The 16,324-nt window shown below is 69.5% G+C and carries 14 protein-coding genes; 7 read left to right on the top strand and 7 right to left on the bottom strand.

Annotation, left to right across the window (positions count from 1 at the left end; all coding sequences use genetic code 11):
• Both RWX45_RS09995 and hpt (RWX45_RS10000) read left to right on the top strand, forming a co-directional pair.
• Positions 1-938: zinc-dependent metalloprotease (locus RWX45_RS09995; RefSeq protein WP_316023578.1), on the top strand; the 938-nt coding region annotated here is incomplete at its 5' end.
• 173 nt (positions 939-1,111) lie between these two features.
• Entirely contained in the window at positions 1,112-1,666 is a 555-nt protein-coding gene (gene hpt / locus RWX45_RS10000; RefSeq protein ID WP_316023579.1) for a hypoxanthine phosphoribosyltransferase, read from the top strand.
• A gap of 111 nt (positions 1,667-1,777) precedes the next feature.
• Here hpt (RWX45_RS10000) and RWX45_RS10005 read toward each other — a convergent pair whose 3' ends face one another.
• On the bottom strand, positions 1,778-2,914 hold the full coding sequence (locus RWX45_RS10005; protein WP_316023580.1) for a hypothetical protein: 1,137 nt from the start codon (positions 2,912-2,914) through the stop codon (positions 1,778-1,780).
• 355 nt (positions 2,915-3,269) lie between these two features.
• Here RWX45_RS10005 and ftsH (RWX45_RS10010) point away from each other — a divergent pair, with 355 nt between their 5' ends.
• The 4 genes from ftsH (RWX45_RS10010) to folK (RWX45_RS10025) all read left to right on the top strand — a co-directional run bounded on the left by ftsH (RWX45_RS10010) (position 3,270) and on the right by folK (RWX45_RS10025) (position 8,187).
• Entirely contained in the window at positions 3,270-5,495 is a 2,226-nt protein-coding gene (gene ftsH / locus RWX45_RS10010) for an ATP-dependent zinc metalloprotease FtsH (protein WP_410050710.1), read from the top strand.
• Positions 5,492-6,064: a GTP cyclohydrolase I FolE gene (gene folE, locus RWX45_RS10015; protein ID WP_316023581.1), complete on the top strand. Its 573-nt coding sequence runs from the start codon at positions 5,492-5,494 to the stop codon at positions 6,062-6,064. Before ftsH (RWX45_RS10010) ends, folE (RWX45_RS10015) begins: the two co-directional genes overlap by 4 nt.
• Before the next feature lie 84 nt (positions 6,065-6,148).
• On the top strand, positions 6,149-7,030 hold the full coding sequence (gene folP, locus RWX45_RS10020; RefSeq protein ID WP_410050711.1) for a dihydropteroate synthase: 882 nt from the start codon (positions 6,149-6,151) through the stop codon (positions 7,028-7,030).
• Positions 7,027-8,187: a 2-amino-4-hydroxy-6-hydroxymethyldihydropteridine diphosphokinase gene (folK, locus tag RWX45_RS10025; protein WP_316023582.1), complete on the top strand. Its 1,161-nt coding sequence runs from the start codon at positions 7,027-7,029 to the stop codon at positions 8,185-8,187. The genes folP (RWX45_RS10020) and folK (RWX45_RS10025) overlap by 4 nt, the downstream gene beginning before the upstream one ends.
• On the opposite strand, the gene folK (RWX45_RS10030) is transcribed toward folK (RWX45_RS10025), so the two are convergent.
• The 4 genes from folK (RWX45_RS10030) to ftsH (RWX45_RS10045) all read right to left on the bottom strand — a co-directional run bounded on the left by folK (RWX45_RS10030) (position 8,138) and on the right by ftsH (RWX45_RS10045) (position 13,055).
• Positions 8,138-9,298 (bottom strand): 2-amino-4-hydroxy-6-hydroxymethyldihydropteridine diphosphokinase, encoded by a 1,161-nt coding sequence (folK, locus tag RWX45_RS10030; protein ID WP_316023582.1) that lies wholly within the window; start codon positions 9,296-9,298, stop codon positions 8,138-8,140. The two genes, folK (RWX45_RS10025) and folK (RWX45_RS10030), sit on opposite strands and share 50 nt — an antisense overlap.
• Entirely contained in the window at positions 9,295-10,176 is an 882-nt protein-coding gene (gene folP / locus RWX45_RS10035) for a dihydropteroate synthase (protein WP_410050711.1), read from the bottom strand. Before folP (RWX45_RS10035) ends, folK (RWX45_RS10030) begins: the two co-directional genes overlap by 4 nt.
• Positions 10,177-10,260: 84 nt before the next feature.
• Positions 10,261-10,833, bottom strand: a complete 573-nt coding sequence (gene folE / locus RWX45_RS10040; RefSeq protein WP_316023581.1) for a GTP cyclohydrolase I FolE — start codon at positions 10,831-10,833, stop codon at positions 10,261-10,263.
• On the bottom strand, positions 10,830-13,055 hold the full coding sequence (gene ftsH, locus RWX45_RS10045) for an ATP-dependent zinc metalloprotease FtsH (RefSeq protein WP_410050710.1): 2,226 nt from the start codon (positions 13,053-13,055) through the stop codon (positions 10,830-10,832). Before ftsH (RWX45_RS10045) ends, folE (RWX45_RS10040) begins: the two co-directional genes overlap by 4 nt.
• 355 nt (positions 13,056-13,410) lie before the next feature.
• Between ftsH (RWX45_RS10045) and RWX45_RS10050 the strand changes: the two genes are divergently transcribed.
• A complete protein-coding gene (locus RWX45_RS10050) occupies positions 13,411-14,547 on the top strand; it encodes a hypothetical protein (RefSeq protein ID WP_316023580.1) in 1,137 nt (378 codons plus the stop codon).
• A 111-nt stretch (positions 14,548-14,658) separates the two neighbouring features.
• Here RWX45_RS10050 and hpt (RWX45_RS10055) read toward each other — a convergent pair whose 3' ends face one another.
• Entirely contained in the window at positions 14,659-15,213 is a 555-nt protein-coding gene (gene hpt / locus RWX45_RS10055; RefSeq protein WP_316023579.1) for a hypoxanthine phosphoribosyltransferase, read from the bottom strand.
• A 173-nt stretch (positions 15,214-15,386) separates the two neighbouring features.
• On the bottom strand, positions 15,387-16,324 hold a 938-nt coding region (locus tag RWX45_RS10060; protein WP_316023578.1), incomplete at its 5' end, for a zinc-dependent metalloprotease.

The raw sequence follows: 16,324 nt of genomic DNA, 5'->3' as shown, positions 1-16,324 counted from the left end.
ACGCCATCCCCTGGGCGGCCAGCATCACCGGTCTGACCCGGCAGGCGCGCACCGCTGCGGACACCACCCGGGTACTCGTCGTCGACCGGCCCGGCGTGCAGCGCGCCACCGCCGACTTCCTGCGCGCGGTCATGCAGCAGCTTCCTGAACCGCAAGGGTTCATGCCCGGTCCGGCCGGTGGCGTCGTGCGCACGGTGGCGACCGGCGAGGTAGCGGGATTGCTCGGCATGCTGTCCACCCGCGTGCTGGGCCAGGTGTTGCCGGTCGGGCTGGACGACGGTGGTGGGGCCGGGGCGCGCATGCTGCTCGTGGCCCCCAACGTGCTGGCGTTGCAGCGCCAGCGGGACCTGGATCTGCTTGACCTGCCCGCCTGGGTGGCGCTCCACGAAGCCGTCCATGTCCTCCAGCTGGCCGCCGCACCTTGGCTGGTGGATTACCTGGCCGGTGCGGCGCACGACGTCGCTGCCGCCATTGTCCGGTCACCCGCGGACGACGGCGGCCCGGCAGCCCGGATGGCCCGGGTCGCTCGGCAGCTGCGCGCCGCGGTGGCGTCGGGCGACGGAACCGGCTTCCTGGCCGGCTACCTGGGTGAGGCCGAGCGTGCGCAGTTGGACGTCGTCGTCGCCACCATGGCGTTGTTGGAGGGGCACGCCGTGGCGGTGCTCGACGCCGTCGAGCCCGCCCGCATGCCGTCGGTGCACCGCTTGCGCGCGGTCATGAATCATGTCGGCGATGGCGGCGCGGGCACCGTGCTGGACCGGTTGCTCGGCCTGGATGCCAAGCGGAGGCAGTACGTTGACGGGGCCGCCTTCGTACGCGCCGTCGTGGCGCGGGTGGGCCATGCCGGCCTCAACGCGGCGTGGGCGGGGCCGGGCAACCTGCCGACCCGGGCGGAGATCGCCCGGCCCCAGGCATGGATCGAGCGGGTTGTGGACTAAGACACCACAGACGGGGTGAGCCGGCGTCGCCCGTGCGCGACCGGGCTGGTGGGCGCAAGGTGTGAAAGGATCAGCGGGCAACGAGGCTCCGGCCCGTGCAACGCCCACGACGGCGCCGCTCCGGCCAGCCCCACGTATTGACTCAAAACCGGCCGGATATCAAGGAGGCTTATATGGACGCCGCGGACATGGGCGCCGACCTGCAGCAGGTGCTCATCACCGAGGAGGAGATCAACCAGCGTCTGGATGAGATGGCGGCCCAGATCGACGCCGACTACGCCGGGCGCGACCTGCTACTCGTGGGTGTGCTCAAGGGTGCCGTCTATGTGATGGCGGACCTGTCGCGGCGCCTGCACCGCTCCGTGCCCATGGACTGGATGGCGGTGTCCTCCTACGGCTCGGGCACCAAGTCCAGCGGCGTGGTGCGCATCCTCAAGGACCTCGACGCTGATCTGACCGGGCGGCACGTGTTGGTGGTGGAGGACATCATCGACTCCGGGCTGACCCTGTCATGGCTGCTCGGCAACCTGTCCAGCCGCGGCGCCGCCAGCGTGGAGATCGCCACGCTGCTGCGCAAGCCGGAGGCCGCCAAGGTGGAGGTAGACGTCAAGTACGTGGGCTTCGATATTCCCACCGAGTTCGTGGTGGGCTACGGCTTGGACTATGCGGAGAAGTACCGCAACCTGCCGTTCATCGGCACGCTGCGCCCGGAGGCCTACGGCGGCTGAACCCACACGTGGGTGGGCTCAGCCGCCGGCCAGCCGGATGCGATCCCCTAGCGCGTCAACAGGCGGCCGACAGCGGCCAGCCTGTCCGCAGCGGGCATCTCAACGGAGGTCTCAGCTCCAACGGTGGTGGTGCTCGATGGCGCGGGAGTACTGCCGCTGGGTCGGCACCGGGGTGATGACGCGGGTGGCCCCGGAACCGGTTCCCGTAGTGGTCGAGGGCAAGGAGTCCTGGCGATCAGTGTTCTCAGATCCGGTGGAGGTGGAGCCCTGGCTCGACGCGCCCTCGGACTGCGTGGCGTCGGTGCTCGAACCGGTGTTGGCGGCCTCCTTCGTCCAGGCCGGGCGGGCCACGAACGACAGGTCGGCCTCCAGCGTCGGGCCGAGTGCGGTGATGTTGACGCCGTCGCCTATGCCCGTGGAGTGGATGAGCAAGCCGTCACCCAGGTAAATCGCCGCGTGGTAGACGTTGCCGAAGTAGGTGGCCTCGTCGCCGCTGCGTACCTGCGCGAGCATGCCCTCCGGGTCCTGTGTGGAGAAGAACAGGATGTCCCCGCGCTCGTAGTTGCCGTCGGTCTCTAGCCACAGGTCGCCGTTGGCGTAGAACCAGCTGGCCAGGTTGTTGGCGCGCCAGATCTTCGAGGTGGAGGGGTCCACACCGAAGTCGACGGCGTAGCCCACCTGGGTGTTCGCGTCATCCACGTAGGTCGTGTGGTTGTAGTCCCAGCCCAACAGCGTCATGCTGACGAAGGTGGAACAGGTGATGCCGTAAGGGGCGGTGTAGTCGCTGTGGACCACCGTGCCGGTCAGTGGCGTGGGGCGGCTGGAATCCCACACCAGCTGGCTGCCGGCGTCGTAGAAGCTCTGCGCACGGGAGATGAGGTCCTCCACGGCGGCGGAGTTGGCCGAGCGCGGAGCCGAGGTCGGCAGCCCCTGCGGCACCGCCCAGCTGTTGTCGTCGGCCAGCGGGACGGCAATATTGCCCTCGACGCCGTCGGGGAGGGTGCTCTCTACGGAGAACTGCATGCCGGCGCCGTCGTCGGCGTACTCATCCCCGGCGGTGTACACGGTGCCGGACAGGCCGGAGGCGGCCATGAGGTCGGCGATGGTATCGAATTCGGTGCGCGAGGCGACGACCGCCTGGGCTTGGGTGGTGGGGAACGCCATGGTGGCCACGGCAACGGATAGACCGGCGGCGGCGATTTTGGCGGCGAAGGCGGCGCACCGACGCCGTGATGTGAATGGCGACAAAGTTCAGGGTCTCCTGGGTCTGCAACGGGTGGTACTGCCGGTGAGGGTGGGCCCGTTAAGGGCGGGGCCCGGTCCGAGGCAGTTCGGGGATGTCGTGTCCCCTCCGACTCGAATCCACGAGCGGACGAACACGCTGCCTACACCGTATGCGACAACGTCAGGCCCTCACCAAGCGTGTCTGACCTCAAGCCACCTCGACTTGGTCACATTGCAGACACACAGACTTGCGTGGTGATCCGGTTCTATCGCGGCATTCCGCCCACGCCCGGCGCGAACAGTGGGGTGTGGAGGCGATACATGTCGGTGTTTTCCGCTAGCGTCAAGGGGGTTAGATGCGCGAAGGGACCGAACGTCGATGAACGATTCCGATGACAACCGCATGATGGCACGCTCTGGGAAGCAGGGCGGCCGCGGTAGCGACAGGGGCAGCTCCAGGCAGGGGGACAAGCGGCGCCGTGCGACGCGGGGCAACCCGTTGCTGTGGATTGCGCCCTTCGTCATGCTCATCCTGCTGGGGTGGGCCCTGTTCTCCAGCGCCAGCGGGTACCGCGCCATCGACACCTCCGAGGGTCTGGCGATCCTCAAGGACCAGGCCAGCACCATCGAGTCCGTCACCGTCATCGACGGCACCCAGCGCGTCGAACTGGACCTCACCGAGGACTACACCAGTCAACCGACCAGAGCCGGCGAAACCGCCGAGAACATGGGTAAGCGGGTTCAGTTCACCTTCACCGAGGCGCAGGCCGGCCAGGTCAACCGGCTGGTCCAGGCCGCCGATCCCTCCGGCGGCTACAACTCGGTTGTCCCCACCACGACCTGGTGGTCCTCCATGCTGCAGCTGCTGCTGCCGATGGTCATCTTCCTCGGCCTCATGTGGTGGTTCCTCGGCCGCATGAGCGGTGGCCGCAACGGCACCATGGGCTTTGGGCGTTCTAAGGCGAAGGTCGGCTCGAAGGAGATGCCCGACGTCACCTTCGACGACGTCGCCGGGGAGGACGAGGCCGTCGAGGAGCTGGAGGAGATCCGCGAGTTCCTCTCCGAGCCGGAGAAGTTCCAGGCCGTCGGCGCCAAGATCCCCAAGGGCGTGCTGCTCTACGGCCCGCCCGGCACCGGTAAGACCCTCCTGGCGCGCGCCGTCGCCGGGGAGGCCGGGGTGCCCTTCTTCTCCATGTCCGGTTCGGAATTCGTGGAGATGTTCGTGGGTGTGGGCGCCTCGCGTGTCCGCGACCTGTTCGACCAGGCCAAGGAGAACGCCCCCGCCATCATCTTCGTCGATGAGATCGACGCCGTCGGCCGCCACCGTGGGTCCGGCATGGGCGGCGGGCACGACGAGCGCGAGCAGACCCTCAACCAGCTGCTGGTGGAGATGGACGGCTTCGACGCCACCACCAACGTCATCCTCATCGCCGCCACCAACCGGCCCGACGTCCTCGACCCCGCGCTGCTGCGCCCCGGCCGCTTCGACCGGCAGGTCAGCGTGGAGGCCCCCGACATGGCCGGCCGCGCCGCCATCCTGCGCGTCCACGCCAAGGGCAAGCCCATGACCCGCGACGTTGACCTCGACCAGGTCGCCAAGCGCACCCCCGGCTTCACCGGGGCGGACCTGGCCAACGTCCTCAACGAGGCGGCTCTGCTCACGGCCCGCTCCAACGCCCAGCTCATCGACAATCGCGCCCTGGACGAGGCCATCGACCGCGTCATCGCTGGCCCGCAGAAACGCACCCGGGTCATGAACGACCACGAGAAGGCAGTCACCGCCTACCACGAGGCCGGTCACGCCCTGTGCGCGGCGGCCAGCGCCTACTCCGACCCGGTCACCAAGGTCACCATCCTGCCGCGCGGCAAGGCCCTGGGCTACACCATGGTCATGCCCACCGACGACAAGTACTCGACCACCCGCAATGAGCTTCTCGACCAGCTCGTCTACGCCATGGGCGGGCGCGCCGCGGAGGAGATCGTCTTCCAGGACCCCACCACCGGCGCCTCCAACGACATCGAGAAGGCCACCGACACGGCCCGCAAGATGGTCACCGACTACGGCATGACCCGCTCGGTGGGCGCGGTGCGGCTCGGCACCACCGAGAACGAGACGGTCCTGGGTCTGAACGCCACCAGCCGCGACTTCTCCGAGGATGTCGCCGCTACGGTCGACGCCGAGGTACGCGCCCTCATGGACGCTGCCCACCGCGAGGCCTGGGAGATCCTGGTACGCAACCGGGACGTTCTGGAGGATCTGGCCACCCAGCTGCTGGAGAAGGAAACACTGCTGGAGAAGGACCTGGAGCGCATCTTCGCCCCCGTGGTCAAGCAGCCGCGGCGTCCCCTGTGGCGCTCCGACGACGCACTCGTTCTCACCGACGAGGTTGCCGCCACCTTCGCTGCCGCCGCCCAGGCGCCGGACCGTCATGCCGCCAAGGCGGCCGCAGCCCGGGTCGCGCACGACACCGCCTCCACCGCAGCGACTGACCTGCCGGCAGCGGAGACGCCGTCCGCCGTCGGCACGGCGCCCAGAGACACGTCCGGGGGCGAGGCCCAACCGGGCGGGGCACAGCAGGGCGAACAAGAATGGCGGCAGTGGTGAGCTACGACGCTGAAGGCGTGCGCCGCGCCATCCGAGATCTGCTCATCGCCATCGGGGAGGACCCGGACCGGGACGGACTGCGTGATACTCCGGACCGGATGTCCCGCGCCTACGCGGAGATGTTCTCCGGCCTGGAGGAGGATCCGGCCAGCCACTTGGAGACCGTTTTCGACGCCGACCATCAGGAAATGGTGCTTGTGCGGGACATTCCCCTGTACTCGGTGTGCGAGCACCACCTGCTGCCCTTCCACGGGGTGGCCCACGTCGGCTACATTCCTGGCGAGGACGGCCGGGTCACGGGCCTCAGCAAACTCGCGCGCCTGGTTGAGGGCTACGCCCGGCGCCCCCAGGTGCAGGAACGGCTCACCTCCCAGATCGCCGACGCCATGGTTGAGCGCCTGGGCGTGCGCGGCGTCATCGTCGTCATCGAGGCGGAGCACCTGTGCATGTCCATGCGGGGCGTGCGCAAGCCCGGCGCTAACACCATCACCAGTGCGGTGCGCGGCGCCATGCACAACGCCGCCACTCGTTCCGAGGCCATGAGCCTGGTGCTGGGCCGCCGCGCCTGAACGGACTGCCGGCTGCGGGGCGCCGCGCGGGCGCCGGGGTTGCGAAATCCGGGGGAACCTGGCGCCGTCCGATAGCCTGGGGGCGTGAACGCGATTCCTGTCACCGCTCCGGCGCCGCTGCCGCAGCCGCTTGCGGCGGCCTCCGCAGCCGGGCGGACGTTGGTGATGGGAATCGTCAATGTCACCCCCGACTCCTTCTCCGACGGCGGCCGTTGGGACACCACCGAGCTTGCCGTTGCCCACGGCCGTCAGCTGCTGGCCCAGGGTGCCGACATCCTCGACATTGGCGGCGAGTCCACGCGTCCGGGTGCTGATCGAGTGACACCCCAGGAAGAGCAGGGGCGCGTACTGCCGGTCATCCGGGCGCTGGCCGACGCCGGCGCCGTCGTCTGCGTGGACACCCTCCACGCCGCCACCGCTGCGGCGGCCATCGACGCCGGCGCCTGTATGGTCAACGACGTCTCCGGGGGCCTGGCCGATGCCGACATGCATCGCCTCGTCGCCGAAAGGAACGTGGTGTACGTTTGCCAGCACTGGCGCGGCAATCCCGAGACCATGGACACACTGACCGACTACGGTGAGGCGGGCGTCGTTGCCGGAGTGGAGACCGAGCTGCGTCAACGCCTGGCTGAGCTTGACGCCGCCGGGGTGCGCCGGGAGCAAATCGTCCTTGACCCCGGTCTCGGTTTCGCCAAGACTCCCTCTCAGTCCTGGACGCTGCTTGCGGCCACCCGACGCCTGATGGCTGATCTGGGGCATCCTGTCCTCATTGGCGCGTCGCGTAAGCGCTTCCTCGCCTCGGCCACCGTCCCTGAAGCTGCCGCCGACCCGCTCGCACGCGACGCCGCCACTACCGCCACCACCGCCCTGGCCGCCGCCGCCGGCGCCTGGGCCGTCAGAGTCCACGAGGTCCCGAGCAACCGGGACGCCGTCCACACGGCTTCCCTTTGGAAGGAACACCGATGAGTACCAATCACGCCTCCCTCGACAGGATCCGGCTGACGGGCTTGTCCGCCCGCGGCTACCACGGACTCCTTCCCTTCGAACGCACCGAGGGGCAGCTGTTCACCGCCGATGTCACCGTCTTCCTGGGGGAGCGCGGCACAGCGGTCGCCGCCGTGACCGACTCGGTCACCGACGCCGTCAATTATGTTGACGTGGCCCGAGCCGTCGTCGGTGTCATTGAGGGCGAACCTGTCGGCCTGCTCGAGACGCTCGCCGAGCGCGTGAGCGAGGCGGTCCTCGCGCTTCCGCGCGTCACCGCCGTCGAGGTCACCGTTCACAAGCCCCAGGCTCCGCTCGACGTCGCCTTCGACGACGTATCCGTGTCCATCTCCCGCGATGCCGACAGCGCCGCCGCAGGTGCCGGCGTCGCAGCCCCCGTGGAGGAGCCGGCCGTCATTCCGACGGAGCCACCGACTCCGGTGGTCTCTGCTGCTGCGCCAGCCCCGATTGCGACGCCGGTCCCCGCACCGGCAGCGGATGAGGCCGCGCCCGCCACGGGTGAGGAAGCCGGCCTGGCCCACGGCGCTCCCCAGGCGGAGCCCGCAGCTGTTTTCTCCCCCGAGGAGCCCTTATCTGCGCCGCCCGCCCCCGGGGTGGATGCGGTGCTTGCAACGCCGGAGGCCCCGATCGCCGGGCAGGGGCCGGCCGTGGCGGCCGCTCCGGAGCCGGTGGCGGCTGCGCAACCAGCGCCGCAGCCGCCGGTTGATCCACTGACCGTGCGTCCCCAAGCACCCGTGGAACTCGTCATCGCCCTGGGCGGCAACGTCGGCGGTGTTGTTCCCTCCCTGCGCACCGCGGTGCACACCCTGCGAGACACCGACGGCATCATGGTCACCAACGTCGCACCGCTGGCCCGCACGGCGGCCGTCATCGATGACGGATCCGAACAGCCCGACTACCTCAACACGGTGGTGCTGGCGACCACGACGCTCTCCCCGCGCGAGGTGCTCGCCGTCTGCCAGGACCTTGAAGCCGCCGCGGGGCGCGTGCGCCCCCGGCCGCAGGGGCCCCGCACGCTCGACGCCGACATCATCACCTACGAGGGGGTCACCTCGACCGACCCCGAGCTCACCCTCCCGCACCCGCGCGCTGCGCAGCGCGCGGGTGCGGGAGGGTGAGCTCGGGGTCGGTCGAGGTGACCCCCTCGTAGGTGATGATGTCGGCGTCGAGCGTGCGGGGCCCCTGCGGCCGGGGGCGCACGCGCCCCGCGGCGGCTTCAAGGTCCTGGCAGACGGCGAGCACCTCGCGCGGGGAGAGCGTCGTGGTCGCCAGCACCACCGTGTTGAGGTAGTCGGGCTGTTCGGATCCGTCATCGATGACGGCCGCCGTGCGGGCCAGCGGTGCGACGTTGGTGACCATGATGCCGTCGGTGTCTCGCAGGGTGTGCACCGCGGTGCGCAGGGAGGGAACAACACCGCCGACGTTGCCGCCCAGGGCGATGACGAGTTCCACGGGTGCTTGGGGACGCACGGTCAGTGGATCAACCGGCGGCTGCGGCGCTGGTTGCGCAGCCGCCACCGGCTCCGGAGCGGCCGCCACGGCCGGCCCCTGCCCGGCGATCGGGGCCTCCGGCGTTGCAAGCACCGCATCCACCCCGGGGGCGGGCGGCGCAGATAAGGGCTCCTCGGGGGAGAAAACAGCTGCGGGCTCCGCCTGGGGAGCGCCGTGGGCCAGGCCGGCTTCCTCACCCGTGGCGGGCGCGGCCTCATCCGCTGCCGGTGCGGGGACCGGCGTCGCAATCGGGGCTGGCGCAGCAGCAGAGACCACCGGAGTCGGTGGCTCCGTCGGAATGACGGCCGGCTCCTCCACGGGGGCTGCGACGCCGGCACCTGCGGCGGCGCTGTCGGCATCGCGGGAGATGGACACGGATACGTCGTCGAAGGCGACGTCGAGCGGAGCCTGGGGCTTGTGAACGGTGACCTCGACGGCGGTGACGCGCGGAAGCGCGAGGACCGCCTCGCTCACGCGCTCGGCGAGCGTCTCGAGCAGGCCGACAGGTTCGCCCTCAATGACACCGACGACGGCTCGGGCCACGTCAACATAATTGACGGCGTCGGTGACCGAGTCGGTCACGGCGGCGACCGCTGTGCCGCGCTCCCCCAGGAAGACGGTGACATCGGCGGTGAACAGCTGCCCCTCGGTGCGTTCGAAGGGAAGGAGTCCGTGGTAGCCGCGGGCGGACAAGCCCGTCAGCCGGATCCTGTCGAGGGAGGCGTGATTGGTACTCATCGGTGTTCCTTCCAAAGGGAAGCCGTGTGGACGGCGTCCCGGTTGCTCGGGACCTCGTGGACTCTGACGGCCCAGGCGCCGGCGGCGGCGGCCAGGGCGGTGGTGGCGGTAGTGGCGGCGTCGCGTGCGAGCGGGTCGGCGGCAGCTTCAGGGACGGTGGCCGAGGCGAGGAAGCGCTTACGCGACGCGCCAATGAGGACAGGATGCCCCAGATCAGCCATCAGGCGTCGGGTGGCCGCAAGCAGCGTCCAGGACTGAGAGGGAGTCTTGGCGAAACCGAGACCGGGGTCAAGGACGATTTGCTCCCGGCGCACCCCGGCGGCGTCAAGCTCAGCCAGGCGTTGACGCAGCTCGGTCTCCACTCCGGCAACGACGCCCGCCTCACCGTAGTCGGTCAGTGTGTCCATGGTCTCGGGATTGCCGCGCCAGTGCTGGCAAACGTACACCACGTTCCTTTCGGCGACGAGGCGATGCATGTCGGCATCGGCCAGGCCCCCGGAGACGTCGTTGACCATACAGGCGCCGGCGTCGATGGCCGCCGCAGCGGTGGCGGCGTGGAGGGTGTCCACGCAGACGACGGCGCCGGCGTCGGCCAGCGCCCGGATGACCGGCAGTACGCGCCCCTGCTCTTCCTGGGGTGTCACTCGATCAGCACCCGGACGCGTGGACTCGCCGCCAATGTCGAGGATGTCGGCACCCTGGGCCAGCAGCTGACGGCCGTGGGCAACGGCAAGCTCGGTGGTGTCCCAACGGCCGCCGTCGGAGAAGGAGTCGGGGGTGACATTGACGATTCCCATCACCAACGTCCGCCCGGCTGCGGAGGCCGCCGCAAGCGGCTGCGGCAGCGGCGCCGGAGCGGTGACAGGAATCGCGTTCACGCCCCCAGGCTATCGGACGGCGCCAGGTTCCCCCGGATTTCGCAACCCCGGCGCCCGCGCGGCGCCCCGCAGCCGGCAGTCCGTTCAGGCGCGGCGGCCCAGCACCAGGCTCATGGCCTCGGAACGAGTGGCGGCGTTGTGCATGGCGCCGCGCACCGCACTGGTGATGGTGTTAGCGCCGGGCTTGCGCACGCCCCGCATGGACATGCACAGGTGCTCCGCCTCGATGACGACGATGACGCCGCGCACGCCCAGGCGCTCAACCATGGCGTCGGCGATCTGGGAGGTGAGCCGTTCCTGCACCTGGGGGCGCCGGGCGTAGCCCTCAACCAGGCGCGCGAGTTTGCTGAGGCCCGTGACCCGGCCGTCCTCGCCAGGAATGTAGCCGACGTGGGCCACCCCGTGGAAGGGCAGCAGGTGGTGCTCGCACACCGAGTACAGGGGAATGTCCCGCACAAGCACCATTTCCTGATGGTCGGCGTCGAAAACGGTCTCCAAGTGGCTGGCCGGATCCTCCTCCAGGCCGGAGAACATCTCCGCGTAGGCGCGGGACATCCGGTCCGGAGTATCACGCAGTCCGTCCCGGTCCGGGTCCTCCCCGATGGCGATGAGCAGATCTCGGATGGCGCGGCGCACGCCTTCAGCGTCGTAGCTCACCACTGCCGCCATTCTTGTTCGCCCTGCTGTGCCCCGCCCGGTTGGGCCTCGCCCCCGGACGTGTCTCTGGGCGCCGTGCCGACGGCGGACGGCGTCTCCGCTGCCGGCAGGTCAGTCGCTGCGGTGGAGGCGGTGTCGTGCGCGACCCGGGCTGCGGCCGCCTTGGCGGCATGACGGTCCGGCGCCTGGGCGGCGGCAGCGAAGGTGGCGGCAACCTCGTCGGTGAGAACGAGTGCGTCGTCGGAGCGCCACAGGGGACGCCGCGGCTGCTTGACCACGGGGGCGAAGATGCGCTCCAGGTCCTTCTCCAGCAGTGTTTCCTTCTCCAGCAGCTGGGTGGCCAGATCCTCCAGAACGTCCCGGTTGCGTACCAGGATCTCCCAGGCCTCGCGGTGGGCAGCGTCCATGAGGGCGCGTACCTCGGCGTCGACCGTAGCGGCGACATCCTCGGAGAAGTCGCGGCTGGTGGCGTTCAGACCCAGGACCGTCTCGTTCTCGGTGGTGCCGAGCCGCACCGCGCCCACCGAGCGGGTCATGCCGTAGTCGGTGACCATCTTGCGGGCCGTGTCGGTGGCCTTCTCGATGTCGTTGGAGGCGCCGGTGGTGGGGTCCTGGAAGACGATCTCCTCCGCGGCGCGCCCGCCCATGGCGTAGACGAGCTGGTCGAGAAGCTCATTGCGGGTGGTCGAGTACTTGTCGTCGGTGGGCATGACCATGGTGTAGCCCAGGGCCTTGCCGCGCGGCAGGATGGTGACCTTGGTGACCGGGTCGGAGTAGGCGCTGGCCGCCGCGCACAGGGCGTGACCGGCCTCGTGGTAGGCGGTGACTGCCTTCTCGTGGTCGTTCATGACCCGGGTGCGTTTCTGCGGGCCAGCGATGACGCGGTCGATGGCCTCGTCCAGGGCGCGATTGTCGATGAGCTGGGCGTTGGAGCGGGCCGTGAGCAGAGCCGCCTCGTTGAGGACGTTGGCCAGGTCCGCCCCGGTGAAGCCGGGGGTGCGCTTGGCGACCTGGTCGAGGTCAACGTCGCGGGTCATGGGCTTGCCCTTGGCGTGGACGCGCAGGATGGCGGCGCGGCCGGCCATGTCGGGGGCCTCCACGCTGACCTGCCGGTCGAAGCGGCCGGGGCGCAGCAGCGCGGGGTCGAGGACGTCGGGCCGGTTGGTGGCGGCGATGAGGATGACGTTGGTGGTGGCGTCGAAGCCGTCCATCTCCACCAGCAGCTGGTTGAGGGTCTGCTCGCGCTCGTCGTGCCCGCCGCCCATGCCGGACCCACGGTGGCGGCCGACGGCGTCGATCTCATCGACGAAGATGATGGCGGGGGCGTTCTCCTTGGCCTGGTCGAACAGGTCGCGGACACGCGAGGCGCCCACACCCACGAACATCTCCACGAATTCCGAACCGGACATGGAGAAGAAGGGCACCCCGGCCTCCCCGGCGACGGCGCGCGCCAGGAGGGTCTTACCGGTGCCGGGCGGGCCGTAGAGCAGCACGCCCTTGGGGATCTTGGCGCCGACGGCCTGGAACTTCTCCGGCTCGGAGAGGAACTCGCGGATCTCCTCCAGCTCCTCGACGGCCTCGTCCTCCCCGGCGACGTCGTCGAAGGTGACGTCGGGCATCTCCTTCGAGCCGACCTTCGCCTTAGAACGCCCAAAGCCCATGGTGCCGTTGCGGCCACCGCTCATGCGGCCGAGGAACCACCACATGAGGCCGAGGAAGATGACCATCGGCAGCAGCAGCTGCAGCATGGAGGACCACCAGGTCGTGGTGGGGACAACCGAGTTGTAGCCGCCGGAGGGATCGGCGGCCTGGACCAGCCGGTTGACCTGGCCGGCCTGCGCCTCGGTGAAGGTGAACTGAACCCGCTTACCCATGTTCTCGGCGGTTTCGCCGGCTCTGGTCGGTTGACTGGTGTAGTCCTCGGTGAGGTCCAGTTCGACGCGCTGGGTGCCGTCGATGACGGTGACGGACTCGATGGTGCTGGCCTGGTCCTTGAGGATCGCCAGACCCTCGGAGGTGTCGATGGCGCGGTACCCGCTGGCGCTGGAGAACAGGGCCCACCCCAGCAGGATGAGCATGACGAAGGGCGCAATCCACAGCAACGGGTTGCCCCGCGTCGCACGGCGCCGCTTGTCCCCCTGCCTGGAGCTGCCCCTGTCGCTACCGCGGCCGCCCTGCTTCCCAGAGCGTGCCATCATGCGGTTGTCATCGGAATCGTTCATCGACGTTCGGTCCCTTCGCGCATCTAACCCCCTTGACGCTAGCGGAAAACACCGACATGTATCGCCTCCACACCCCACTGTTCGCGCCGGGCGTGGGCGGAATGCCGCGATAGAACCGGATCACCACGCAAGTCTGTGTGTCTGCAATGTGACCAAGTCGAGGTGGCTTGAGGTCAGACACGCTTGGTGAGGGCCTGACGTTGTCGCATACGGTGTAGGCAGCGTGTTCGTCCGCTCGTGGATTCGAGTCGGAGGGGACACGACATCCCCGAACTGCCTCGGACCGGGCCCCGCCCTTAACGGGCCCACCCTCACCGGCAGTACCACCCGTTGCAGACCCAGGAGACCCTGAACTTTGTCGCCATTCACATCACGGCGTCGGTGCGCCGCCTTCGCCGCCAAAATCGCCGCCGCCGGTCTATCCGTTGCCGTGGCCACCATGGCGTTCCCCACCACCCAAGCCCAGGCGGTCGTCGCCTCGCGCACCGAATTCGATACCATCGCCGACCTCATGGCCGCCTCCGGCCTGTCCGGCACCGTGTACACCGCCGGGGATGAGTACGCCGACGACGGCGCCGGCATGCAGTTCTCCGTAGAGAGCACCCTCCCCGACGGCGTCGAGGGCAATATTGCCGTCCCGCTGGCCGACGACAACAGCTGGGCGGTGCCGCAGGGGCTGCCGACCTCGGCTCCGCGCTCGGCCAACTCCGCCGCCGTGGAGGACCTCATCTCCCGTGCGCAGAGCTTCTACGACGCCGGCAGCCAGCTGGTGTGGGATTCCAGCCGCCCCACGCCACTGACCGGCACGGTGGTCCACAGCGACTACACCGCCCCTTACGGCATCACCTGTTCCACCTTCGTCAGCATGACGCTGTTGGGCTGGGACTACAACCACACGACCTACGTGGATGACGCGAACACCCAGGTGGGCTACGCCGTCGACTTCGGTGTGGACCCCTCCACCTCGAAGATCTGGCGCGCCAACAACCTGGCCAGCTGGTTCTACGCCAACGGCGACCTGTGGCTAGAGACCGACGGCAACTACGAGCGCGGGGACATCCTGTTCTTCTCCACACAGGACCCGGAGGGCATGCTCGCGCAGGTACGCAGCGGCGACGAGGCCACCTACTTCGGCAACGTCTACCACGCGGCGATTTACCTGGGTGACGGCTTGCTCATCCACTCCACGGGCATAGGCGACGGCGTCAACATCACCGCACTCGGCCCGACGCTGGAGGCCGACCTGTCGTTCGTGGCCCGCCCGGCCTGGACGAAGGAGGCCGCCAACACCGGTTCGAGCACCGACGCCACGCAGTCCGAGGGCGCGTCGAGCCAGGGCTCCACCTCCACCGGATCTGAGAACACTGATCGCCAGGACTCCTTGCCCTCGACCACTACGGGAACCGGTTCCGGGGCCACCCGCGTCATCACCCCGGTGCCGACCCAGCGGCAGTACTCCCGCGCCATCGAGCACCACCACCGTTGGAGCTGAGACCTCCGTTGAGATGCCCGCTGCGGACAGGCTGGCCGCTGTCGGCCGCCTGTTGACGCGCTAGGGGATCGCATCCGGCTGGCCGGCGGCTGAGCCCACCCACGTGTGGGTTCAGCCGCCGTAGGCCTCCGGGCGCAGCGTGCCGATGAACGGCAGGTTGCGGTACTTCTCCGCATAGTCCAAGCCGTAGCCCACCACGAACTCGGTGGGAATATCGAAGCCCACGTACTTGACGTCTACCTCCACCTTGGCGGCCTCCGGCTTGCGCAGCAGCGTGGCGATCTCCACGCTGGCGGCGCCGCGGCTGGACAGGTTGCCGAGCAGCCATGACAGGGTCAGCCCGGAGTCGATGATGTCCTCCACCACCAACACGTGCCGCCCGGTCAGATCAGCGTCGAGGTCCTTGAGGATGCGCACCACGCCGCTGGACTTGGTGCCCGAGCCGTAGGAGGACACCGCCATCCAGTCCATGGGCACGGAGCGGTGCAGGCGCCGCGACAGGTCCGCCATCACATAGACGGCACCCTTGAGCACACCCACGAGTAGCAGGTCGCGCCCGGCGTAGTCGGCGTCGATCTGGGCCGCCATCTCATCCAGACGCTGGTTGATCTCCTCCTCGGTGATGAGCACCTGCTGCAGGTCGGCGCCCATGTCCGCGGCGTCCATATAAGCCTCCTTGATATCCGGCCGGTTTTGAGTCAATACGTGGGGCTGGCCGGAGCGGCGCCGTCGTGGGCGTTGCACGGGCCGGAGCCTCGTTGCCCGCTGATCCTTTCACACCTTGCGCCCACCAGCCCGGTCGCGCACGGGCGACGCCGGCTCACCCCGTCTGTGGTGTCTTAGTCCACAACCCGCTCGATCCATGCCTGGGGCCGGGCGATCTCCGCCCGGGTCGGCAGGTTGCCCGGCCCCGCCCACGCCGCGTTGAGGCCGGCATGGCCCACCCGCGCCACGACGGCGCGTACGAAGGCGGCCCCGTCAACGTACTGCCTCCGCTTGGCATCCAGGCCGAGCAACCGGTCCAGCACGGTGCCCGCGCCGCCATCGCCGACATGATTCATGACCGCGCGCAAGCGGTGCACCGACGGCATGCGGGCGGGCTCGACGGCGTCGAGCACCGCCACGGCGTGCCCCTCCAACAACGCCATGGTGGCGACGACGACGTCCAACTGCGCACGCTCGGCCTCACCCAGGTAGCCGGCCAGGAAGCCGGTTCCGTCGCCCGACGCCACCGCGGCGCGCAGCTGCCGAGCGACCCGGGCCATCCGGGCTGCCGGGCCGCCGTCGTCCGCGGGTGACCGGACAATGGCGGCAGCGACGTCGTGCGCCGCACCGGCCAGGTAATCCACCAGCCAAGGTGCGGCGGCCAGCTGGAGGACATGGACGGCTTCGTGGAGCGCCACCCAGGCGGGCAGGTCAAGCAGATCCAGGTCCCGCTGGCGCTGCAACGCCAGCACGTTGGGGGCCACGAGCAGCATGCGCGCCCCGGCCCCACCACCGTCGTCCAGCCCGACCGGCAACACCTGGCCCAGCACGCGGGTGGACAGCATGCCGAGCAATCCCGCTACCTCGCCGGTCGCCACCGTGCGCACGACGCCACCGGCCGGACCGGGCATGAACCCTTGCGGTTCAGGAAGCTGCTGCATGACCGCGCGCAGGAAGTCGGCGGTGGCGCGCTGCACGCCGGGCCGGTCGACGACGAGTACCCGGGTGGTGTCCGCAGCGGTGCGCGCCTGCCGGGTCAGACCGGTGATGCTGGCCGCCCAGGGGATGGCGT

Source organism: Actinomyces sp. MRS3W (genome assembly GCF_032465695.1).
Classification (GTDB): Bacteria; Actinomycetota; Actinomycetes; order Actinomycetales; family Actinomycetaceae; genus Actinomyces.
This window is presented reverse-complemented; position numbering and strand designations above follow the sequence as displayed.